Source organism: Allobosea sp. NPDC055594, from assembly GCF_053618995.1.
Window position 1 is genome coordinate 108,315 of sequence record NZ_JBSHIO010000008.1, and the last position, 20,860, is coordinate 129,174.

Sequence of the window (20,860 nt, forward strand, 5' to 3'; positions counted from 1 at the left end):
CTCGCAACCCTGCGCGCCATAGCCGGCAGGCAGTCGTCATTGCGAAAGGCGGCGCATCGTCATGAGCGCCGCCTTCGCTTTGTCCATGTGCCATCGCCCGGTGCGGCAGCGCATCCGGGCGATGGCGATCGCTGCTGATCAGCGGATCGGCGGAGCGAACTGGATGCCGCCCTTCGACCAGAGATTGTTCAGCCCGCGCGGCAGGTTGATGCGGCTGCCGGAGCCGAGATTGCGCTCATAGGACTCGCCGTAATTGCCGACATGCCGGACGATCCTCGCCGCCCAATCGGCGCTCAGGCCGAGCCCTTCGCCGAGCTTCGTGCCGACGCCGAGCAGGCGTTGCACTTCCGGATTGTCGGATTTCAGCATCTCGCCGACATTGGCAGAACTCACGCCGAGCTCCTCGGCATTGATCATCGCAAAGACGGTCCAGCGCACGATGTCGAACCACTGGTCGTCGCCCTGGCGGACATAGGGGCCGATCGGCTCCTTCGAGATCACCTCCGGCAACAGGATGTGCTCGGCGGGATCGGCCATCTTCAGCCGGTAGGAGACCAGCTGCGAGATGTCGGTCGAGATCGCGTCGCAGCGGCCGCTCTCATAGGCCTTCACTGTCTCGTCGATGCCCTGGAAGGCGACGACCTCGTACTTCATCTTGTTGACGCGGAAATAGTCGGCGAGGTTCAGCTCGTTGGTGGTGCCCTGCACGGTGCAGATCGAGGCGCCGTCCAGCTCCTTCACCGACTTGATGCCGGCCTTCTTGCGCAGCTGGAAACCCTGGCCATCATAGTAGTTCACCGCCGTGAAATCGAGGCCCTGGCCGGCGTCGCGGCTGAGCGTCCAGGTCGTGGTCCGCGGCAGCACGTCGATCTCGCCGCTCTGCAGCGCGACCAGCCGGTCCTTGCTGGCGAGCGGGATGAAGTTGACCTTGCCGGGATCATCGAAGATCGCCGCGGCCAAAGCCCGGCAGACATCGACGTCGAGCCCCGACCATTTGCCCTGCCCGTCGGCGAGGCTGAAACCGGCAATGCCGGTGCTGGTGCCGCAGAGCAACTGGCCGCGCTCCTTGACCTTCGCCAACGTCGTCTGCGCCAGGGCACCGGTGCTGATCAGCAGTAAGCCGGCCAGCGCCAGCAGCGCGGTCTTTCCGATCCGGGACATGAACTTTCCTCCTCCTGCGGTTGATGGTGATCGAGCCGAATTCGGCTTTCAGAGGCCCAGGCGCTCATAGCGCCGGTGGGCGGTGGGCTTGGGTGCGGGGTCGTCGCTGATCGCGATGATCTCGGCCGGATGGCTGGCGGGCGCGGCCTCGCCTTCACGCCAGAGCCAGTAATGGTTCTCCGGCAGGCCGTTGACGGCGACAACCTTGTGGCCGCCGGCGGCGTCGATCGCATGGATGGTGACGCGGCCGATCAATCCGCCCTTCAGGGCGCGCATGTCGTCGACGGCCTCATGGACCGCCTCCTCCACGCTCATCCCCAGCTTCATGTAGAGCACCACGGCGCGGGCGGTGCCGGCCCGGATGCTCATCTCGCCGACGCCGGTGCAGGCGCAGGCGCCATAGCGGGTATCGGCATAGGAGCCGGCCCCGATGATCGGGCTGTCGCCGAGGCGGCCGGGATATTTCCAGCCCCAGCCGGAAGTGCTCGTCCCCGCGCCGATATGGCCAGCCTTGTCCTGCGCCAGGAAGACGGTGGTGTCGCGGCCGATCTCCGGGTCGATCGCCTGCTTGCAGAGCTCGGCCATCGGCACGTCGGGCCAGGCGGCACGATCGCCCTCGCCGACCTCGTCCGCGAACCAGCGGGCCCAGGCGGTGCGGGCATGCGGCATCAGGAGCTCCCCGGCCTCGGCACCGATCTCGGCGGCGAAGCGCCGCGCGCCCTCCCCGACCAGGAGCACATGCGGCAGCCGCTCCATCACCTGACGGGCGATGCTGATCGGATGCAGATAGCCGCCGAGCGCCCCGATCGCCCCCGTGCGAAGCGTAGAACCGTCCATGACCGACGCGTCGAGCTCGACCTCGCCAAGCAGGTTCGGCCAGCCACCGCGCCCGACCGTCCGAACGCTCTCATCGGCCTCGACCAGCCGGACGCCTGCCTCGATCGCGTCCAGCGCCCTGGCGCCGCCGAGGAGTTCCCGCGCCGTCGCACCGATGCCGCTGCCCCCCTCATTGTTGCTGATCGCGATCATTTCAGGCGCCTTTAGAAGAATTGAATATTGAATCCAATTTTTCTGTATCGGATGCAGCAGACATTCGCAACAGCGCCAATCTGAGAGAACGACGCTCTCCTATGGCGTTTCACGCAACAATTCATAGGATCCAAAATATCCGCCATAGAGCGTTCAGGGGGCGCCGGATTGAAAGAAGTCCGGTTTTCCGGCAGGAACGGAGGCAAGCCGCCGAGGCCGGGAATCCAGAAATCAGGCGATGACAACCGCGACCAGCCCCGAGAAGACCATGACGCTGCACCGCGTCACGACGACCGGCCGGGTCGTCGACCTCCTGCGCGAGCAGATCCTGTCCGGCGCCCTGCCGGAAGCGACCTTGCTGCGGCAGGAGAAGCTGGCGGCGGAGTTCGGCGTCAGCCGCGTCCCGATCCGCGAGGCGCTGCACCAGCTCGAGGCCGAGGGGCTGGTGACCATGCAGTCCCATAAGGGCGCGGTCGTCTCCAGCCTGTCGATCGACGATCTCGAAGAGGTCTACGAGATCCGGGCTCGGCTCGAGACCTGGCTCCTGGAACAGTCCATGCCGCTGCTCTCAGAGCCGCATTTCCAGAAGGCCGAGGTACTATTCGCCCAGATGGTCGAAGACCGGCGCGACGAGAACTGGTCGAACCTCAACTGGGATTTTCACGCGACGCTCTACGAGCCGGCCAATCGTCCCCAGACCCTGGCGCTGGTGCGCAAGCTCTATCTCAACGCCTATCGTCACTTCCCGCTGCCGATCAGGCTGACCGGTTCGCGCGAGAAGATGAACCGCGAGCATCAGGTCCTGCTCGACCTCTGCCGGCAGGGCGACGTCGCCCGCGCCAGCGCACATCTGGAGCAGCACATCCTGATGGGCGCCCGCCACCTGATCAGCCGGCTGAAGGCGCTGCGGCGGCAGGAAGCCGACACCGGCCGCGCCTGAACGCGCCGGCCGCTACATCACCACGGTGATCGTCTCGGCGGCGCGCGTCAGGCCGGTATAGAGCCAGCGCGCCCGGTGCTCGCGAAAAGCGTAGGCCTCGTCGAACAGCACGACATCGTCCCATTGCGAGCCCTGCGCCTTGTGGACGGTGAGGGCGTAGCCGAAGGTGAACTCGTCGGTGTGGCGCCGCAGCTCCCAGGGCACCTCCTCCTCGGTGCCGTCGAAGAAGTTCGGCAGCACCGAGACTTTCACCGGTTTTCCGCCGGTATCGTCCTCCGGCGTCACCCGCATGGTGACCAGCCCCTTCTTCGAGGTCTTCAGCTCCTGCACGATCCAGGCGCCGCCATTCAGCAGGCCCTTGCTCTTGTCGTTGCGCAGGCAGACCAGCTTCTCGCCGACGACAGGCACGTTCGAGCTGTGGCCCATCAGCTGCCGCATCCGGGCATTGTAGTTCCGGCGCGTCTTGTTGAGGCCGACCAGGACCTGGCCGGCGGAGAGCACGATCTCGGGCGTGATCTGATCACGCCGGATCACCCGGCTCTCGCCGTATTCGCCGACCTCGAGCCGCCCGCCCTCGCGCACGATCATCGACATCCGCACGATCGGGTTGTCAGCCGCCTGACGGTGCACCTCGGTCAGCATGATGTCGGGCTCGGCCTCGGTGAAGAAGCCGCCGCCCTTGACCGGCGGAAGCTGCGCGGGGTCGCCCAGCACCAGCACCTTCGTGCCGAAGGAGAGCAGGTCGCGGCCGAGTTCCTCGTCGACCATCGAGCATTCGTCGATGATGATCAGCTTGGCCTTGGCCGCGACGCTCTCGCGGTTGAGCACGAAGGTCGGGCTCTCCTCGTCGACTCCGCGCGAGCGGTAGATCAGCGAATGGATGGTCTGCGCGCCCTCGCAGCCCTTGTTGCGCAGGACGAGCGCCGCCTTGCCGGTGAAGGCGGCGAAGACGACCGTCCCGTCGACATCCTCGGCGATGTGCCGGGCGAGCGTGGTCTTGCCGGTACCGGCATAGCCGAACAGGCGGAAAAGCTGCGGCGAGCCACTCTTCAGCCAGTCCGAGACGGCACGGAGCGCATCGTCCTGCTGTGGCGACCAGTTCATGATGAGAAGGATTCTGCGGACATGGCGCCCAATGGCCGCGAGTCGCGCTCTTACGGCAAGTGCCGATCACGCAGAGCGCAGGCGCCGTGCGAACTGGTTCGCCTCGACCTGTAATGCGGTGATGCGCTCGTCGAGCCGTCTGGCACCGCTCGCCCCCTGCTCGGCACGCGTCACGCTGAGGGAATTGGCCTCGACGATCGCCGTCATCGCCTCGACGCCGCCACGCGTCACTTCCGATATGCGGGCGATGGTCTCGCCGAGATTCTGCAACAGGCCGCTATGCGACGCGACCATGCTGGAGATCTCGGTGCTCGCCTGCTCGACCGCACCGACACGCGTGACGATGCCAGAGATCGCGGTCGCCGCCTGCGACAGCGCCTCGTCGACCGCAACGATCCGCGTGGCCACCTTCGCCGTGGCATCCGCCGTCTGAGCCGCGAGCGCCTTGACCTCGCTCGCGACCACGGCGAAGCCGCGGCCATGCGCCCCCGCACGGGCGGCCTCGATCGTGGCGTTCAATGCGAGCAGGTTCGTCTGGCGCGCGATCGCCTCGATCAGCGCGACGACGTCGCGGATCTGGCCGGCATTGTCGGTCAGCCGCCCGACCAGGCTGGCCGTTCCGGCGGCATCGCGCGTCGCTTCGGTCGCCGTCTGCGAAACGCGACGGACCTCGTGATTGATCTGCTCCACCACGTCCTCGAGCCGCAGAGCCGCATCCGAGATCCGGTTCGCTTCCTCGGCGGCGTCGACCACCGCCCCGGCGGCAGCCCCGCCGCTCTGCGAGATCTGTTCGGCCTGGACGGCAGAATCGCCGAGCGCCGCCCGCAAGCCCTCGCTCGCCCCGGCGATGTCGCCGAGCAGGCGGCCGATCTTCGTCTCGAATTCCTCGGCGATGCGATGCAGCTCCTCGGTACGGCGCGCCTGATGCGCCTGCGCCAGCCCGGCTTCGGCATCACGCGTCACCAACGTGGCGCGCACCTCGCTCAAAGTCCGCACCGTGCGGGCGAGCTCGCCGATCTCGTCGCGCCGGCGCCGATGCGGGACCTCGATGACATGCTCGCTCGCCATGGTCGCATCGATCGCCGCCATCAGCTCGCGCAATGGCCGGGTCAGATGGGCGCGCAGCAGGGTGATGGCGAGCGCTCCACCGGCGAGCGGCAGGCCGACGGCGATCAGGATCACCCGCAGCCGCACCTGATGCGCCAGCATCTCGGCACTCGAGGCGGCCTGCCCCGCCTGCCGGTCGAGATCGTCACGGATCTTCGCGGTGACGCTGATGATCTGGCGGACATTCTCCCTTGCCGCCTCCGCCGAGGCCTCGATCAGCGCTGCCTTGGCCGAGACGCGGCGGCCGATGTCGACAATGTCGCGCTGAAAATCGATGAAAGTGCGGATGCTGGCATCGAGCGTCGGATGGGCCTGCGACAGCTCCGGCGGTAGCGCCGAGACCAGGCTCGCGCGCGCGGCATCGACCAGTTCGATCGCGGCTTCGAGAGCATCGAGAGCCTGCTCGACCTGTTGTGGACTGGCGCCGTCATCGAAGCGGCTGAGCAGCGAGGCCTGCGCCACGCGGCTCGACAGCAGCGAGGCACGATTGGCGAGCTGAAGCCCGTTGAACGCTTCGCGGTCGATCTGGTGCACCGAGGCAAGGCCACCGAGCGCGCCCGCCAGCCCCAGCGCCGCGGCGATCCCGAACAGCGCGAAGAGCAAGGTGATCTTCGCCGTCAAACCAAAGCGCCGCATCTCGCCTCACTACCGTTTCGCGCGCGGCCTTTCTCGCAACCGCGAGCGAACAGATCCTTAATGAAGCCAGCTAAGCATTTGAAATAATAAGAACTTCTCGACCGGACATCGGCAGAGACTCAAGCCATCAGGCTGTCGAGGCCACGGCGCAGACCGGGCTGCTCGCCGACGCGCCGCGCCGCCAGCAAGGTTCCCCCCACATAGGGAGCAGCGGAGGTACCGGCATCGTGGCGAATGACCAAGCGCTCATCCTCAAGGCCGAACACCGCCTCGCAGGAGAGTACGAAGCCGGGCATGCGCAGCGAATGCACCTGCACCGGATGCGGCACACCGATCGCGCCGCCACGCGTCTCGCGCACCCCGCCGAGCGCGGAGACGGGCAGCGAGGTCGCGGCCATGCGCTCGACAGCGAGCGTTTCGGCCAGTTCGAAACCCGTGCCCGAGGGCGTGTCCGGCTTTCCGGGCGAGGCATAGTCGATGATCTCGACATCCGGCACATATTTCACCGCCTCGCGGGCGAAGCGCCGCAGCAGCGTCGCGGTGATCGAGAAATTGCCGGCGGCGAGTACGCCAACCCCCGCTACGCGCGCGGCCTGCTCGATCCCGGCATAGTCCGCGCCCGACATGCCGGAGGTGCCGACCACGACATGGCGCCCGGCGGCGATCGCCGAAAGCACGTTGCTCTTCACGCTGTCCGGCTTGGTGTAGTCGATCAGCACATCGCTCGGCACGCCAAGCGCCTCCGCGACCGTTGCGAAGACCGGCAGCCCGTTCGCCGGCAATTCCGCCGCCTCGCCGAGATCGCGCCCGGCGGCCTGGCGCGAAACGCCCGCGACCAGTTCGAGATCGGGCGCCGCCATGATCGCGGCGACGAGCGCCTTGCCGACCCAGCCGGTGCAGCCGGCAAGCGTGATGCGGATCATGGACGGTTCCTCACAAGCTTCGAACAAGCGAGGATTAGGCGAGCCTCTGGCTCAGGTCCATCGCGCCCGGCTTGCGGACAGCGGCGGCATTTACCAGGGGATCGTTTCGCCCTTCCAGGTCCGGAAGCTGTTGGTCTGCGCCATGCCGGAAGCGTCGATGGTTTCGATCAACCCGGCGGCGCTCTCCGTGGCCGGGATATCGGCCCCGCCGCCACCCATATCGGTCTGCACCCAGCCGGGATGGAACAGCAGCACGGCGATCTCGCTGGCGCGCACCGCATTGCCGAAGGCGACCATCACCATGTTCACCGCAGCCTTGGAGGAGCGATAGGCGATGGCGCCGGACGGGCTGCCGCCGAGCGAGCCCATCCGGCTCGAGATCGTCGCAATCTTCCGCCCGCTGCCCGCCTCGAGATTGGGCAGGAAGGCCTGCGCCACCCGCAAGGGCGCGTAGACATTGACCTCGAAGACCTCGCGCCAGGCGTCGAAATCCATATCGAAGGCCGATTGGCGGTCCCGCGGCCCGTAGATGCCTGCGTTGTTGACGAGCACGTCGAGCGGCCGCCCGGCGAGCGCCCGCTTGGCAGCGGCGACGCTTTCGTCGGAGGTCACGTCGAGTTCGAGCGGCGTCAGTTGCCCGACATGCACGCCCGCCAGCTCGGCCAGCGCCCCGCCCCAGGGATCGCGCGCCGCGGCGACGACATGGTCGCCCCGGCGCAGCAATTCCATCGTCAGAGCAAGGCCGATGCCGCGATTGGCGCCGGTGATCATCCAGGTCTGCGACATGCTCGGTCTCCTTCGCGCAAGCGTCGTTGCAAGGAGACTTCAGCCGGCGGAGCAATCCAAGGCGACAATGCGCAATTCCGGATTGCTTCGCCGTGCTCCCGGCGACGACAAGCGGGGAGCTATGCCTCAGCCCTTGCGCTTTCCATAGCCCCCGGCCGTCGGCGTCAGCACGGTCACCGCCTCGCCGGCCTCCAGGAAGGTCTGGTCGGAGGGTTTGAGCTCCTCGACCTCGCCCGAGAGCCGGCGCACCAGCGTCCGCCCGAGTTCGCCCGGCTCGCCGCCCTTCATGCCGAAGGGCCTGACCTTGCGATGCGAGGCGAGGATGGCGCAATCCATGCTCCTACGGAACCGGATGGTGCGGCTGGTGCCGTCGCCGGCATTCCACTCGCCCTTGCCGCCGGAGCCGGCGCGGATGTGGAAGTCCTCGAGCACGACCGGGAAGCGCGTCTCCAGGATCTCCGGATCGGTCAGGCGCGAGTTGGTCATGTGGACATGCACACCCGAGGTGCCGTTGAAGCCCGGCCCCGCCGGCGAGCCCGAGCAGATCGTCTCGTAATACTGGTACTCGTCATTGCCGAAGGTCAGGTTGTTCATCGTGCCCTGCGAGCAGGCCATCGCCTCCAGCGCGCCGAACAGCGTGTTGGTCACCGCCTGGCTGACCTCGACATTGCCCGCGACGACGGCGGCCGGATAGCGCGGCGCCAGCATCGAGCCTTCCGGCACGATCACCTTGATCGGCCGCAGGCAGCCGGCATTCATCGGGATCGCATCGTCGACCATGACGCGGAAAACATAGAGCACGGCGGCGCGGGTGACGGGCGCCGGCGCGTTGAAATTGTCCTCGCGCTGCGGCGAAGTACCGGTGAAGTCGACGGTCGCCTCGCGCTTCTCGCGATCGACGGTGATCTTCACCTTGATCGCGCAGCCCTGGTCCATCGGATAGGTGAACTCGCAGTCATGCAGACGGGCAAGCAGCCTGGCAACGCTCTCGGCGGCGTTGTCCTGGACATGGCCCATATAGGCCTGGACGACGTCGAGGCCGAAGGAGCCGATCATCTTCTTCAGCTCCGCCACGCCCTTCTCATTGGCCGCGATCTGGGCCTTCAGGTCGTTGACGTTCTGGACGACGTTGCGCACCGGATAGCGCGCGCCGGTCAGGAGCTTGACCAGCTCCTCCTCGCAGAAGCGGCCCCGATCGACGATCTTGAAATTGTCGATATAGACGCCTTCCTCCTCGATATTCGTCGCCAGCGGCGACATCGAGCCCGGCGCGGTTCCGCCGACATCGGCATGGTGGCCGCGGCTGGCGACCCAGAACAGGATCTCCTTGTCCTGCGTATCGAAGACCGGCGTGCAGATCGTGATGTCGGGCAGGTGCGTGCCGCCGTTATAGGGCGCGTTCAGGCAGTAGACGTCGCCCGGCCGGATCACCGGATTGTTGGCGATCACGGTCTCGACCGACTTGTCCATCGAACCGAGATGCACCGGCATGTGCGGGGCATTGGCGACGAGGCCGCCGGTCTGGTCGAAGACCGCGCAGGAGAAGTCGAGCCGCTCCTTGATGTTCACGGAATAGGCGGTGTTCTGCAGCGTCACGCCCATCTGCTCGGCGATCGACATGAACAGGTTGTTGAAGATCTCGAGCATCACCGGATCGGCCTTGGTGCCGATCGCCGCCTGCTGGACCAGCGGCTTGCTGCGGGTCAGCACGAGATGATCCTTGGCCGTGAGCCTGGCGCTCCAGCCCTCCTCGACCACCACGGTCTGGTTGGGCTCGATCACGATGGCAGGGCCGGCAATGTTCTGGCCGGGCTTCATCGCCTCGCGGCGAATGATCGCCGCGTCATGCCAGCGCCCCTGCGAGAACAGGCGGGTGCGCTCGGCAGGGACCGGCTCGCCCGCACCTTCCCTCGCCAGCGCTTCCTCGAACCGGGCGCCGCCGCCGACCGCCTCGACCTCGACCGCCTCGACGACCAGAGCCTTGGTCTCGTCGATGAAGCCGAAGCGCGCCTTGTGCGCGCTCTGGAAAGCGGCCTGCATCTCCTCCCGGCTGCCGAAAGGCGTCGCGATCGCCGTATCGGTCCCGGCATAGCGGATATGGGCGCGCACATGCAGGGCGATATCGCCCTCGGCGACGCCCTGCCCGGCGACCTCCGCCTTCGTCTCGGCACCGAGGCGCTCCGCGACCGCCGCGATCGCGGCCTTGGCCTCGGCATCGAGGGCGACGTCGAGCGCCGCGGTGCGCGTCGCGCGAATCTCGGCCAGGCCCATGCCATAGGCCGAGAGCAGGCCGGAGAACGGGTGCAGCAGCACGGTCTTGATGCCGAGCGCGTCGGCGACGAGGCAGGCATGCTGGCCGCCGGCACCGCCGAAGGAATTCAGCGCATAGCGGGTGATGTCATAGCCACGCTGCACCGAGATCTTCTTGATCGCCTCCGCCATGTTGGCGACGGCGATCTGGATGAAGCCATCGGCGACCTCCTCGGGCGAGCGGCCATCGCCGACCTCTGCCGCCAGCGCCGCGAACTTGGCGCGCACCGTCTCGACGTCGAGCGGCGCATCCTGCTTCGGGCCGAAGATCGCCGGGAAATAGGACGGGATCAGCTTGCCGACCATGACGTTCGCGTCGGTCACGGCGAGTGGGCCGCCACGGCGATAGGCGGCGGGGCCGGGATTGGCACCGGCTGAATCGGGGCCGACGCGGAAGCGGGCGCCGTCATAGTGGAGAATGGACCCGCCGCCTGCAGCAACCGTATGGATCAGCATCATCGGCGCGCGCATGCGCACGCCGGCGACCTCGGTCTCGAAGGCGCGCTCGTATTCACCGTCGAAATGGGCGACGTCGGTCGAGGTACCGCCCATGTCGAAGCCGATCACCTTGTCGAACCCGGCCGAGCGGCCGGTCTCGGCGAGGCCGACGACGCCGCCGGCCGGACCCGACAGGATCGCGTCCTTGCCCTGGAAGAGCTCGGCCGCGGTGAGCCCGCCCGAGGACATCATGAACATCAGCCGCGCGCCGGTGCGGACGATGTCGAGCTCTTCGGAAACCTGCGCGACATAGCGGCCGAGGATCGGCGAGAGATAGGCGTCGACCACTGCAGTGTCGCCGCGGCCGACCAGCTTGATCAGCGGCGAAACCTCATGGCTGACCGAAACCTGCGGGAAACCGATCTCGCGGGCGATGCGCGCCGCGGCCTGCTCATGCGCCGAATAGCGATAGCCGTGCATGAAGACGATGGCGACGGCGCGGAAACCGTCATCATATCGCGCCTGCAGTGCGGTGCGGATCGCGGCCTCGTCGGGGGCACGCTCGACCGTGCCGTCGGCCAGGACCCGTTCCTCGACCTCGACCACAGCCTCATAGAGCTGCTCCGGCTTGATGATCTCCTTGGCGAAGATGTTCGGACGGGCCTGATAGCCGATGCGCAGCGCGTCGCGGAAACCTTTGGTCGTGACCAGCAGCGTCCGATCGCCCTTGCGCTCGAGCAACGCGTTGGTCGCGACCGTGGTGCCCATGCGCACTTCGCCGACCAGCCCGACCGGAATCGGCTCGCCCGTCTTCAGCCCGAGATGGTCGCGAATGCCCTGCACGGCCGCGTCGCGATACGCCCCCGGATTCTCGGAGAGCAGCTTCCTGGCATGAAGCCTGCCTTCGAGATCGCGGCCGATCACATCGGTGAAAGTGCCGCCACGATCGATCCAGAAGTCCCAACGGCTGGCAGTCATCGCACCCTCCCGAAGATCAAAAAACAACATCGACACTTCATCGATAAATCGTCGATGAAAAATTGACAAGCTCATTCCGCCGGCTACGATCTCGATTGTGACCGGAACAAGGCAGAGGGGCCAGACCGTGCAAGCAACCGGGAGAGGGCAATGACGGGATCGGCACTGGCCGCCGGCAGACGCGTCGCAAAACGACGCGACCCGACGGCGCATGGCGAGGCGCGCGCATGATTCGCCGCGTACTCGACATGCTCTACCTGGTTTCCGGCTGGCTCGCCGGAATCAGTCTCGTGGCGATCTTTGCTTTGATGATGTTCCTGTCGATCGGGCGCGAGATCAACTTCAACATTCCCTCCGGCGACGACTTCGCCTCCTGGGCGCTGGTGGCGATGGCCTTTCTCGGCCTGGGCCACACCTTCAAGCGCGGCGAGATGATCCGCGTCGGCCTGCTGATCGAGCGCCTGGAAGGCGGCCGCAGGCGCGCCGCAGAGCTGAGCGCCCTGACGATCGCCGCAGCTTTCATCTGCTATTTCACCTATCAGGCCGGACGCTTGGCCCATGATTCCTGGCGCTTCGACGACATGTCGACCGGCGTCGTCTCGGTGCCCTTGTGGATCCCGCAACTCGGCATGGTAATCGGGCTCGGCATTCTGCTGATAGCGCTGATCGACGAATGGGTCATCGTGGCGCGCGGCGGCCGGCCGACCTATCTGCCCAAGCCGCCGCAATCGGTCGAGGAACTGGTCGAGCGCGTCGCCCAGGGCGGGGGCGTCTGATGGCGCTGCCCGAACTTTCGCTCGTCCTGCTCCTCTTCCTCGTCGGGATTCTCGCGAGCGGCGTCTGGATCGGCGTCGGCCTCGGCCTGGTCGGCCTGCTGGCGATGAATCTCGTCACCGATGTGCCGATCGGCCAGGTCCTGGCGACCACCGTCTGGAGCTCGACGGCCTCCTGGACGCTGGCCGCGTTACCGCTCTTCATCTGGATGGGCGAGATCCTGTTCCGGACGCGGCTCTCCGAGCAGATGTTCCAGGGCCTCTCCCCCTGGCTGCAATGGCTGCCAGGCCGGCTGATCCACACCAATATCGTCGGCTGCGGCATCTTCGCGGCAGTCTCGGGCTCGTCAGCGGCGACGGTCGCGACGATCGGCAAGATCGCCCTGCCCGAACTCAAGAAGCGCGGCTATGACGAGCGCCTGAGCCTCGGCACGCTCGCCGGCTCCGGCACGCTCGGGCTCCTGATCCCGCCATCGATCCCGATGGTGGTCTATGCCGTCACCGCCAATGTCTCGGTGCTGCAGGTCTTCCTCGGCGGCTTCCTGCCGGGCCTGCTCGTGATGGCGCTCTATATGGGCTATGTCATCGTCTGGTCCTGGCTCAACCCGGACAAGACACCGCCGCGCGACCCTGCGATGTCGCTCCGCGAGAAGCTGCGCCAATCGGCCAAGCTGGCGCCCTGCCTGCTGCTGATCGCCGCCGTGTTCCTGGCGCTGGTGCTCGGCTTCGCTACGGCGACCGAATGCGCCGCTTTCGGCGTCACCGGCGCGCTCTTCCTGGCCTGGTGGAGCGGCACGCTGACCTGGCCGACCTTCCTCGAAAGCATCATGAGCGCGACGCGGCTCACCTGCATGATCATGCTGATCCTGGCAGGCGCAGCCTTCTGCACGGCGGCAATGGGCTTCACCGGCATTCCGGCGGCGCTCGCCGCCTGGGTCAAGGGCCAGGAGCTCTCGCCGCATATGCTCGTGCTGGCGCTGACCGTGATGTACATCATCCTGGGTTGCCTGATCGACGGTATCTCGATGATCGTGCTGACCGCCGTCATCGTCCTGCCCATGGTCAAGGAGGCCGGCTTCGACCTCGTCTGGTTCGGCGTCTACCTCGTCATCCATGTCGAGATGGCGCAGATCACCCCGCCGGTCGGCTTCAACCTGTTCGTGCTGCAGAACATGAGCGGCAAGGACACCTGGACGGTTGCGAGGGCCGCCTTCCCGTTCTTCATTCTGCTCAACGTCGCCGTGCTGATCATCACGACCTTCCCGCAGATCGTGCTCTATTTGCCGAAGCTCGCCTTCCCGGATTGAGATCAAGACCAAGACCAAAGCCAACAGAGAGGGAAAACGACATGTTCGACCGCAGATTCGCCATCGCCGCCTTCGCGCTCGGCTGCAGCGCCTTCGCGCTTGCCGCCCCGGCCTCAGCCCAGACCAAATGGAACCTGCCGGCCGCCTATCCCGCCGACAACCCGCATTCGGAGAATCTCGCCCTCTTCGCCAAGGACGTCGAAAAGGCGACATCGGGCAAGCTGCAGATCACCGTCCACCCCGGCGCCGCGCTGTTCAAGGCCCCGGAGATCAAGCGCGCCGTCGCCAGCGGCCAGGCCCAGATGGGCGAAGTGCTGATGTCGATCCACGAAAACGAGGACCCGGTCTTCGGCATCGACGTCGTGCCCTTCCTCGCGACCTCCTTCGCGGACTCGATGAAGCTCTACAAGGCCTCCAAGGCGGCGATCGAGAAGAAGCTCGACAGCCAGGGCATCAAGCTTCTCTTCATGGTCCCCTGGGCGCCGCAAGGCGTCTACGCCAAGAAGGAGCTCAACACGATCGAGGACATGAAAGGCCTAAAATGGCGGGCCTATAATGTCGGCACGGCGCGCCTCGGCGATCTGCTCAGCATGCAGTCGGTGACGATCCAGGCGGCCGAGCTGCCGCAGGCGCTGGCCACCGGCGTGGTCAACTCCTTCATGTCGTCAGGCGGCACCGGCTATGATTCCAAGGCCTGGGAAACCCTGACCCATTTCTACGACGTCCAGGCCTGGATCCCGAAGGACGCGACCTTCGTCAACAAGGCCGCCTTCGCCGCGCTCGACAAGCCGACGCAGGATGCCCTGCTCAAGGCCTCGGCCGATGCCGAGGCGCGCGGCTGGAAGATGTGGGAAGAGAAGACCAACTGGTATCTCGGCCAGCTCAAGGCCAAGGGCATGAAGGTGCAGGCGCCCTCTCCGGCGCTCGCCGCCGGCTTCAAGAAGGCCGGCGAGACGCTGACGGCCGACTGGCTGAAGAAGGCCGGCGCCGACGGCCAGGCGATCATCGACGCCTACAAGAAGATGTGAGACCGCGCGGCGCCGCCCTTTCGCGGGGCGGCGCCATCGACGCGCTGGCGATGAACGGCCCGCCCGGCCAGCGATCAAGGCCCCGGCGAACCCCACCAGCGAGAACGCAGGCGCGATGCAGGACCCCGACGCCGCCATGTCCGATCAGAAGCCCGCGGTTGCCCCGCTCGGCCCCATCGTCTCCTCCGGCCATCTCGCCTCCGGCGCCATGCCGGCCCTGTCGGAGTTCGAATTCGCGCTCTCGATGACCGTGCATGCCTTCCATCGCTGGATGCTGCGCGGCATGACGGCCTCCGGCCTCGCGGATCTGACACCGATGGACGTGCTCGTCCTGCACAATGTCAATCATCGCGGCAAACCCAAGCGGCTCGCCGACATCTGCCTGATCCTCAACATCGAGGACACGCATGTCGTAAACTACGCCCTCAAGAAGCTCGAGCGGCTCGGCCTGATCAAGGGCGGGCGCAAGGGCAAGGAAAAGACCGCCGCGGTAACGCCGGCGGGCGAGGAGGCCTGCCGGCGCTATGCACAGGTGCGCGAGCAACTCCTGGTAAAATCGGTGCTGGCGACGGGCATCGACCCGGCGCGCCTCTCCGAGATCGCCGCCGTGATGCGCTCGCTCTCCGGCCAGTACGACCAGGCGACGCGGGCCGCGGCGAGCCTTTAGGGTCTTCCAGCAGAGCGTTACTTCGCCGACTCGGCGTAGCGCGCAGCGTACTCCGCCTCGAGCCCGCCAAGCCTCGACCAGAAACCGCGCGGCGCCGCACCGGCGAGCCGATCCTCGAGGATGCCGAGATGCAGGTGCCAGCCGCCGGAGACGCTGGTCATCTCGGTCCTGTCGGCGAGCTTGCGATGCGTGACGACGAGCCGGACACGCTCGCCTTCCGGGGTGAGCTCGAACGTCACCTCGGATTTCGCCGGCGCCTCGCCCGGCCAGGTGAAGGCGATCGCCCGGAGCGGCTCGTAGCGCGTCACCGCACCATGGCCGAGCCAGCCCTTCTCATGCGCCTCGCGATAGCGCTCGGGCGGCGCCTCATCGGTGATCTCAGAATGCTTGAACAGCAGCGCGACCTTGCCGCCGACATGCGGCTCGATCTCGCCCGAAGCGAGCCAGGTTCCGCGCTTGCCGGACTCGGTGATGTAGGCCCAGACCCGCTCCAGAGGTCCCGGCAGGACCCGCTCGAAACGCACCGCCCCGCTTTCCAGGACAACGCCGTACTCGTTCATCACGCCACTCCCTCGTCTTTCTCTGATCTTGCCAGTTCCCGCTCCAGCCGGCCGAGCGAAGCGTTCCAGAAGCCGCGCACCTGCCGGACCCAGGCCTCGAACGCGTCCAGGCCGCCGGGATCGAGCCGGTAAATGCGGCGCTGGCCGCTGATCTCGACGGTCACCAGCCCGGCCGCCTTCAGAACCTTGAGATGCTGCGAGATCGCCGGAGCACTGACTTCGAAGCGCGCCGTGATTTCGCCCGCTGCCAGGGCGCCTTCGCCCAGCATCTCGATGATGCGTCGACGGGTGGGGTCTGCGAGGGCCATGAACCGATCCATGGCCATATATTTCTTAGTTCATTTAATTAAGTCAATACGAAAATAAAGCATGCCGACGGCCTTGTGCCGGACGCGGCCTGCCCTTGCGTCGGACGACTTGCTTCAGCGTCGGCGACGGGCGATGGAACCGGCTCCCGCTCTGCCCAAAAGATCGCCATGCCCAGCCGCAACACCACGCTCGCCGGTATCGCCATAATGCTGCTGGGCATCCTGCTTTTCTCGCTCAACGACGTGATGGGGAAATGGCTGGTCGCGACCTATACGGTCGGCCAGGTCCTGCTCCTGCGCTCGGCGGCAGCGCTGCTGGTGATCATCCCCTTCGTGGTGAAGCAGGGCGTCGGCCGCACGCTGCGCCCCGAACGGCCGGGCCTGCAACTGCTGCGGGTCACGCTGGGGTCCTGCGAGGTCGCGCTGTTCTATTGGGCAGTCTCCTATCTGCCGCTTGCCGACACGATGACTCTCTGGCTGGCCGCACCGGTCTGGGCGGTGGTGCTCGCCGCATTGCTGCTCGGCGAGCGGGTCGATGCCGGCCGCTGGCTCGCCGTCGCCGCGGGCTTCGTCGGTGTCGCGATCGCGCTCAACCCCTCCGGGCAGAGCCTGTCCCTACCGGCACTGATCGCGCTGGTCGGCAGTTTCTCCTTCGCCGCGATGATGATCACCGGCCGGCAATTGCGCGGCACGCCCGACGTCACCCTGGTCTTCTGGCAGACGCTCGGCGCGCTGGTGATGGGCCTCCTGCTGCTGCCCACCGGCTGGGTGACGCCGACCTTGGCCGATCTCGGCCTGCTCGCCTTGCTCGGCATCATCGCCATGGTCGCGCATCTGTGCGTGACGCGCTCGCTGAAGCTCGCCGAAGCCTCTGTCGTCGTGCCCTATCAGTACACGCTGATCGTCTGGGCGCTGGTCTTCGGCTGGTTCGTTTTCGGCGACTGGCCGACGCCCGCCATGCTGCTGGGCGCCGCCCTGATCGTCGCCGCGGGCCTCGCTCTGCTCGTTCTCGAAAGGCGCGCCGGCAATGCGGCGGCCGAAGCCGCCAAGGAACGGGTGACGATCGAGCAGCACTGACGGCGGGGTGGGAGCGAAAAGGGCGGGACCGCCTGCTCGCACGAGCACGAGCACGACCGACATCGCGATCGAAATGGCGATCGGTCGCTGCCGCGGCCTGTCGAGCCCACCACATGACGGCGCCTCGCTTCGCCCAACATCGCGTTCTCGCCGGGGCGTCCTGCACCGGTGTCAGGACGCCGGGGCTGGCATCGATGGCGCGAACGCGCGACAAGACAGCCGACCGGCCGCAGCGCCGAAAGCTCGCGAGGAAATGTGATGGCGACGATCTCCTATCTGACGACGGTGCAGTTCGGCTTCGGCGAGCTCAAGACGGTTGCTGACGGCCTCGCCCAACTCGGTATCTCCCGTCCGCTGATCGTCACCGATCGCGGCCTCGCCGCCACCGACCTGATCGATCGCCTGCGTGCCGCCTCCTCTGTCCTCGGCAATGCCGCGCTCTTTTCGGAAACGCCGACCAATCCGACCGAGGAAGCCGTTCTCGCGGCGCTGGCGGTCTACCGCGAACATGGCTGCGACGGCCTGGTCGCGATCGGCGGCGGCTCGCCAATCGACCTCGCCAAGGGCGTCGCCCTGCTCGCCGGCCATGACGGTCCGCTCGAAAACTATGCCGCGATCCTCGGCGGCATCCCGAAGATCACCGCCAAGGTCGCGCCCGTCATCGCCATCCCGACCACCGCCGGCACCGGCAGCGAGGTCGGCCGCGCCGCGCTGATCACGCTGAACGACGGCCGCAAGCTCGGCTTCATCTCGCCCCATCTGATCCCGAAGCTGGCGGTCTGCGACCCCGACCTGACGCTCGGCCTGCCTTCCTGGCTCACCGCCGCGACCGGCATGGACGCAATCACCCATTGCATCGAGACCTATCTCAGCCCGCGCGACAACCCGGTCGCCGAAGCCATCGCCCTCGACGGGCTGAAGCGCGCCGTCGGCCATATCGAACGCGCCGTCGCCGACGGCTCGGATCGCGAGGCCCGTAAGGAGATGCTGATGGCGGCCCTGCAGGGCGGCCTCACCTTCCAGAAGGGGCTCGGCGCCGTGCACGCCCTCTCCCATCCTCTCGGCGGACTGAAGCAGATCTCGCTGCATCACGGCACGCTCAACGCCGTGCTGCTGCCGGCCGTGCTGCGCTTCAACGAACCTTCGGCCAAGGAGAAGTACGCCGAGATCCGCCGCACGCTCGGACTTGCCCCCGATGCCGATCTCGCGGCATGGATCGCTGGCCTGACCGCGCGCCTCGGCATGCCGGCGAGCCTTTCGGCCATGGGCGTGCCGCGCGAGGTGCTCCCGGCGATCGCGCAGGCCGCCGTCCAGGATCATTCCAGCGCCACCAACCCGCGCACCGCCACCGCCTCCGACTACGAGGCCATGCTGGCGGCCTCCTTCGGCTAGACGCAAAGCGCGATAGGAAAGTCACAATCCGCGACGGTTTGCGCCCGAAACGCAACCGTCGCCTTGACCGGGACGGGCCTCGCCTCCATCGTAGCGCGACGGATTCAGTCCCATTTTCCGAAGGCCGCCCATGCGCCGCGTTTCGCTTTTCTCGGCCCTTGCCGCCACGCTCTGCCTCGCAGCCCTGCCGGCTCAGGCAGGCGGCGAACCTTATGGCGACCCGGCCTATCGCTCGGGCGGCCGCTATGTCGACCCGGCCGACCGGGCCGAAGCGCGCATCATTCCGATGCATGGCAATCTGCCGGCCTGCGAGGATCCGGCCGTGCTCGGCGAGATCACCAGCTGGTTCAACTCGCGCGAGGCCAAGTTCTGGGGCCCGCTGCAGATCGTCAATTTCGATCGGGTCAGGCCGATCGCCTGGCGCCCCTGGGGCGCGGACTTCATCCCGCGCCGCTTCTGCACCGCCCGCGTCATGACCAATGACGGCGTGCTGCGCCGCGTCGACTATTCGGTGCGCGAGAATCTCGGCCTGTTCGGCTGGACCTGGAACGTCAACTGGTGCGTCGACGGCCTCGACCGCCATCGCTCCTACGCCCCCGGCTGTCAGATGGCGCGCCCCGGCCCCGAGCGGTAACATCCAACCATGAAGCTCCCGCGCGCCTGGCTGTCAGCGCTGGCGCTGCTCGGTCTTGCGGCGTTCGACGCTCCGGCGCAGGCGCAGTATGGCCGAGGCGGCGCACCCGGTGATTTCGACTTCTATGTGCTCGCCCTCTCCTGGTCTCCGGGCTTCTGCGAGCTCGAAGATGGCGGCCGCGGGCGCTCGCGCGAGCAATGCGCGCCCGGGGCCAATCCCGGCTTCGTCGTGCACGGGCTCTGGCCGCAGAATGAACGCGGCTATCCGACCGATTGCGGCCCGGCCGGGCGCAACCCGTCGCGCAAGGCATTGTCGGATGCCGAGGGCTTGTTCCCGACGGAAGGCCTGGCCCGCCATCAATGGCGCAAGCATGGCACCTGCACCGGCTCAAGTCCCGCCGGCTATTTCGCCGATGTCCGCCGTGCCCGTGAGAAGGTCGTGATCCCGCCAGCGCTGCGCGGCAGCGACCGCGACCAGACCTGGACGCCGATCGAGCTCGAACGCGCCTTCGTCGCCGCCAATCCCGGCCTGCGTACCGACATGATGTCGGTCGCCTGCCGCCGCGGCCTGCTGCAGGAGGTGCGAATCTGCTTCACCCGCGATCTGCGTGGCTTCCGCAGCTGCCAGGAGGTCGACCGCTCCGGCTGTCGCGCGCCCGATATCAGAATCACGGCCAGCCCCTGAGCGCCATGCGGCGGCGGCCGATATCGGCCGGGCGCAAAGCAGGCTATAGCATCGGACCGAGAAGTGGATTCCACTTTTCGGAAAACTCCGATGCGATAACAAAGAGATAGATCACCGTGACCGCGTCCGAACGGACGCGCGGCGATCTAAGAGCGCCCCATGAATTACCGACACGGCTTCCACGCCGCGAACTTCGCCGACATCCTCAAGCACGTCGTGCTGATGCGCATCCTCACGCATCTCAACGCCAAGGATAGACCCTATCGCGTCATCGACACGCATGCCGGGGCCGGACGCTACGATCTCGGCTCTGACGAAGCCCTGCGCACGCATGAATGGCGCGATGGCGTGGCACGGCTCGATCAGGCGCCGCTCGCGCCGGCGGTCGAGACGCTGCTCGCCCCCTGGCGCAAGGCGGTTGCGGCCGCGCGCGCGCTCTACGGCGCAACCTCCTACCCCGGCTCGCCCTGGTTCTGCCGCCAGGCGATGCGCGACGACGACCGGCTGATCGCCGCCGAACTGCATGAAGGTACCTATAGCAAGCTCGTCCAGGCGATCGGCCGCGACGCGCGCTGCAAGGCGCTCGCCATCGACGGCTGGACCGCGCTCGGCGCCAATGTCCCACCGAAGGAACGGCGCGGCCTCGTCCTGATCGACCCGCCCTTCGAGGAGAAGGACGAGTTCGAGACGCTGACCCGCGCCCTGATCGCCGCCTGGCGGAAATGGCCGACCGGCATCTATGCACTCTGGTATCCGATCAAGGACCGGCGCGCCGTCGAACACCTGTCCGAGGCCATCGACGAAGCGGGCATCGGCCGCCTGCTCAGGCTCGAGATCGATGTCGATCGCCCCGAGGCGGCCGGCGGGCTGAGCGCCACCGGGCTGCTCGTCGTCAACCCACCCTGGTTGCTGATGCAGGAAGCCGAGATCCTGCTGCCCGCCTTGTGCGAGCGCCTCGCGCAGGGGCCGCGCCCACGCTATCGATGCGAGGCGATCCGCCCCGACGGCTGATCGCGCT

General features: G+C 67.1%; 19 protein-coding genes. 10 read left to right on the forward strand and 9 right to left on the reverse strand.

Translation table 11 applies throughout. From position 1 onward, the window contains the following. Nucleotides 1-138: 138 nt before the first annotated feature. Entirely contained in the window at nucleotides 139-1,161 is a 1,023-nt protein-coding gene (locus ACWGRX_RS17410) for an amino acid ABC transporter substrate-binding protein (RefSeq protein WP_452118566.1), read from the reverse strand. Nucleotides 1,162-1,209: 48 nt separating this feature from the next. Beyond that, nucleotides 1,210-2,190, reverse strand: coding sequence for a N(4)-(beta-N-acetylglucosaminyl)-L-asparaginase (locus ACWGRX_RS17415; RefSeq protein ID WP_452118567.1), 981 nt, complete (start codon nucleotides 2,188-2,190; stop codon nucleotides 1,210-1,212). Nucleotides 2,191-2,428: 238 nt separating this feature from the next. Between ACWGRX_RS17415 and ACWGRX_RS17420 the strand changes: the two genes are divergently transcribed. Beyond that, nucleotides 2,429-3,130: a GntR family transcriptional regulator gene (locus ACWGRX_RS17420; protein ID WP_452118568.1), complete on the forward strand. Its 702-nt coding sequence runs from the start codon at nucleotides 2,429-2,431 to the stop codon at nucleotides 3,128-3,130. Nucleotides 3,131-3,142: 12 nt separating this feature from the next. On the opposite strand, the gene ACWGRX_RS17425 is transcribed toward ACWGRX_RS17420, so the two are convergent. The 5 genes from ACWGRX_RS17425 to ACWGRX_RS17445 all read right to left on the reverse strand — a co-directional run bounded on the left by ACWGRX_RS17425 (nucleotide 3,143) and on the right by ACWGRX_RS17445 (nucleotide 11,412). Further along, a complete protein-coding gene (locus tag ACWGRX_RS17425) occupies nucleotides 3,143-4,234 on the reverse strand; it encodes an ATP-dependent DNA helicase (protein WP_452118569.1) in 1,092 nt (363 codons plus the stop codon). Nucleotides 4,235-4,300: 66 nt separating this feature from the next. Further along, complete coding sequence (locus ACWGRX_RS17430) at nucleotides 4,301-5,977, reverse strand: methyl-accepting chemotaxis protein (RefSeq protein ID WP_452118570.1); 1,677 nt, start codon at nucleotides 5,975-5,977, stop codon at nucleotides 4,301-4,303. 119 nt (nucleotides 5,978-6,096) lie between these two features. Continuing rightward, nucleotides 6,097-6,900 carry a 4-hydroxy-tetrahydrodipicolinate reductase gene (gene dapB, locus ACWGRX_RS17435; protein WP_452118571.1) on the reverse strand — a complete coding sequence of 268 codons (804 nt, stop codon included), beginning with the start codon at nucleotides 6,898-6,900 and terminating at the stop codon, nucleotides 6,097-6,099. A gap of 90 nt (nucleotides 6,901-6,990) precedes the next feature. Beyond that, nucleotides 6,991-7,686, reverse strand: a complete 696-nt coding sequence (locus ACWGRX_RS17440; protein WP_452118572.1) for an SDR family oxidoreductase — start codon at nucleotides 7,684-7,686, stop codon at nucleotides 6,991-6,993. A gap of 126 nt (nucleotides 7,687-7,812) precedes the next feature. Further along, on the reverse strand, nucleotides 7,813-11,412 hold the full coding sequence (locus ACWGRX_RS17445; RefSeq protein ID WP_452118573.1) for a hydantoinase B/oxoprolinase family protein: 3,600 nt from the start codon (nucleotides 11,410-11,412) through the stop codon (nucleotides 7,813-7,815). 227 nt (nucleotides 11,413-11,639) lie between these two features. Between ACWGRX_RS17445 and ACWGRX_RS17450 the strand changes: the two genes are divergently transcribed. The 4 genes from ACWGRX_RS17450 (at nucleotide 11,640) to ACWGRX_RS17465 (ending at nucleotide 15,187) form a co-directional block, all read left to right on the forward strand. After that, nucleotides 11,640-12,188, forward strand: coding sequence for a TRAP transporter small permease (locus ACWGRX_RS17450; RefSeq protein ID WP_291638797.1), 549 nt, complete (start codon nucleotides 11,640-11,642; stop codon nucleotides 12,186-12,188). Continuing rightward, nucleotides 12,188-13,492, forward strand: a complete 1,305-nt coding sequence (locus ACWGRX_RS17455; RefSeq protein WP_291638796.1) for a TRAP transporter large permease — start codon at nucleotides 12,188-12,190, stop codon at nucleotides 13,490-13,492. Before ACWGRX_RS17450 ends, ACWGRX_RS17455 begins: the two co-directional genes overlap by 1 nt. Before the next feature lie 41 nt (nucleotides 13,493-13,533). After that, nucleotides 13,534-14,520, forward strand: coding sequence for a TRAP transporter substrate-binding protein (locus tag ACWGRX_RS17460; RefSeq protein ID WP_452118574.1), 987 nt, complete (start codon nucleotides 13,534-13,536; stop codon nucleotides 14,518-14,520). Nucleotides 14,521-14,656: 136 nt separating this feature from the next. Further along, nucleotides 14,657-15,187 carry a winged helix DNA-binding protein gene (locus tag ACWGRX_RS17465; RefSeq protein WP_452118575.1) on the forward strand — a complete coding sequence of 177 codons (531 nt, stop codon included), beginning with the start codon at nucleotides 14,657-14,659 and terminating at the stop codon, nucleotides 15,185-15,187. Between the two features lie 17 nt (nucleotides 15,188-15,204). On the opposite strand, the gene ACWGRX_RS17470 is transcribed toward ACWGRX_RS17465, so the two are convergent. Together ACWGRX_RS17470 and ACWGRX_RS17475 are read right to left on the reverse strand one after the other, a co-directional pair. Continuing rightward, nucleotides 15,205-15,747, reverse strand: coding sequence for an SRPBCC family protein (locus ACWGRX_RS17470; RefSeq protein ID WP_452118576.1), 543 nt, complete (start codon nucleotides 15,745-15,747; stop codon nucleotides 15,205-15,207). Beyond that, the gene (locus ACWGRX_RS17475; protein ID WP_452118577.1) at nucleotides 15,747-16,055 is read right to left on the reverse strand and encodes a metalloregulator ArsR/SmtB family transcription factor; all 309 of its coding nucleotides are present in this window, start codon (nucleotides 16,053-16,055) and stop codon (nucleotides 15,747-15,749) included. Before ACWGRX_RS17475 ends, ACWGRX_RS17470 begins: the two co-directional genes overlap by 1 nt. A gap of 168 nt (nucleotides 16,056-16,223) precedes the next feature. Between ACWGRX_RS17475 and ACWGRX_RS17480 the strand changes: the two genes are divergently transcribed. The 5 genes from ACWGRX_RS17480 (at nucleotide 16,224) to ACWGRX_RS17500 (ending at nucleotide 20,853) form a co-directional block, all read left to right on the forward strand. After that, nucleotides 16,224-17,132, forward strand: a complete 909-nt coding sequence (locus ACWGRX_RS17480; RefSeq protein ID WP_452118578.1) for a DMT family transporter — start codon at nucleotides 16,224-16,226, stop codon at nucleotides 17,130-17,132. Nucleotides 17,133-17,390: 258 nt separating this feature from the next. Further along, nucleotides 17,391-18,524 (forward strand): iron-containing alcohol dehydrogenase, encoded by a 1,134-nt coding sequence (locus tag ACWGRX_RS17485; protein ID WP_452118579.1) that lies wholly within the window; start codon nucleotides 17,391-17,393, stop codon nucleotides 18,522-18,524. Nucleotides 18,525-18,654: 130 nt separating this feature from the next. Continuing rightward, complete coding sequence (locus tag ACWGRX_RS17490; protein ID WP_291638789.1) at nucleotides 18,655-19,158, forward strand: hypothetical protein; 504 nt, start codon at nucleotides 18,655-18,657, stop codon at nucleotides 19,156-19,158. A 9-nt stretch (nucleotides 19,159-19,167) separates the two neighbouring features. Then, nucleotides 19,168-19,842 (forward strand): ribonuclease T2 family protein, encoded by a 675-nt coding sequence (locus ACWGRX_RS17495; protein WP_452118580.1) that lies wholly within the window; start codon nucleotides 19,168-19,170, stop codon nucleotides 19,840-19,842. Nucleotides 19,843-20,001: 159 nt separating this feature from the next. Further along, nucleotides 20,002-20,853, forward strand: coding sequence for a 23S rRNA (adenine(2030)-N(6))-methyltransferase RlmJ (locus tag ACWGRX_RS17500; protein ID WP_452118581.1), 852 nt, complete (start codon nucleotides 20,002-20,004; stop codon nucleotides 20,851-20,853). Nucleotides 20,854-20,860: the final 7 nt, after the last annotated feature.

What these genes read in the sequence shown, in the direction of transcription:
- ACWGRX_RS17480 (WP_452118578.1), top strand. Translation starts at nt 16,224, where the DNA reads ATGCCCAGCCGCAACACCACGCTCGCCGGTATCGCCATAATGCTGCTG.
- ACWGRX_RS17440 (WP_452118572.1), bottom strand. Translation starts at nt 7,686, where the DNA reads ATGTCGCAGACCTGGATGATCACCGGCGCCAATCGCGGCATCGGCCTT.
- ACWGRX_RS17460 (WP_452118574.1), top strand. Translation starts at nt 13,534, where the DNA reads ATGTTCGACCGCAGATTCGCCATCGCCGCCTTCGCGCTCGGCTGCAGC.
- ACWGRX_RS17420 (WP_452118568.1), top strand. Translation starts at nt 2,429, where the DNA reads ATGACAACCGCGACCAGCCCCGAGAAGACCATGACGCTGCACCGCGTC.
- ACWGRX_RS17415 (WP_452118567.1), bottom strand. Translation starts at nt 2,190, where the DNA reads ATGATCGCGATCAGCAACAATGAGGGGGGCAGCGGCATCGGTGCGACG.
- ACWGRX_RS17490 (WP_291638789.1), top strand. Translation starts at nt 18,655, where the DNA reads ATGCGCCGCGTTTCGCTTTTCTCGGCCCTTGCCGCCACGCTCTGCCTC.
- ACWGRX_RS17455 (WP_291638796.1), top strand. Translation starts at nt 12,188, where the DNA reads ATGGCGCTGCCCGAACTTTCGCTCGTCCTGCTCCTCTTCCTCGTCGGG.
- ACWGRX_RS17470 (WP_452118576.1), bottom strand. Translation starts at nt 15,747, where the DNA reads ATGAACGAGTACGGCGTTGTCCTGGAAAGCGGGGCGGTGCGTTTCGAG.
- ACWGRX_RS17425 (WP_452118569.1), bottom strand. Translation starts at nt 4,234, where the DNA reads ATGAACTGGTCGCCACAGCAGGACGATGCGCTCCGTGCCGTCTCGGAC.
- dapB (WP_452118571.1), bottom strand. Translation starts at nt 6,900, where the DNA reads ATGATCCGCATCACGCTTGCCGGCTGCACCGGCTGGGTCGGCAAGGCG.
- ACWGRX_RS17450 (WP_291638797.1), top strand. Translation starts at nt 11,640, where the DNA reads ATGATTCGCCGCGTACTCGACATGCTCTACCTGGTTTCCGGCTGGCTC.
- ACWGRX_RS17430 (WP_452118570.1), bottom strand. Translation starts at nt 5,977, where the DNA reads ATGCGGCGCTTTGGTTTGACGGCGAAGATCACCTTGCTCTTCGCGCTG.
- ACWGRX_RS17495 (WP_452118580.1), top strand. Translation starts at nt 19,168, where the DNA reads ATGAAGCTCCCGCGCGCCTGGCTGTCAGCGCTGGCGCTGCTCGGTCTT.
- ACWGRX_RS17475 (WP_452118577.1), bottom strand. Translation starts at nt 16,055, where the DNA reads ATGGCCCTCGCAGACCCCACCCGTCGACGCATCATCGAGATGCTGGGC.
- ACWGRX_RS17410 (WP_452118566.1), bottom strand. Translation starts at nt 1,161, where the DNA reads ATGTCCCGGATCGGAAAGACCGCGCTGCTGGCGCTGGCCGGCTTACTG.
- ACWGRX_RS17465 (WP_452118575.1), top strand. Translation starts at nt 14,657, where the DNA reads ATGTCCGATCAGAAGCCCGCGGTTGCCCCGCTCGGCCCCATCGTCTCC.
- ACWGRX_RS17500 (WP_452118581.1), top strand. Translation starts at nt 20,002, where the DNA reads ATGAATTACCGACACGGCTTCCACGCCGCGAACTTCGCCGACATCCTC.
- ACWGRX_RS17485 (WP_452118579.1), top strand. Translation starts at nt 17,391, where the DNA reads ATGGCGACGATCTCCTATCTGACGACGGTGCAGTTCGGCTTCGGCGAG.
- ACWGRX_RS17445 (WP_452118573.1), bottom strand. Translation starts at nt 11,412, where the DNA reads ATGACTGCCAGCCGTTGGGACTTCTGGATCGATCGTGGCGGCACTTTC.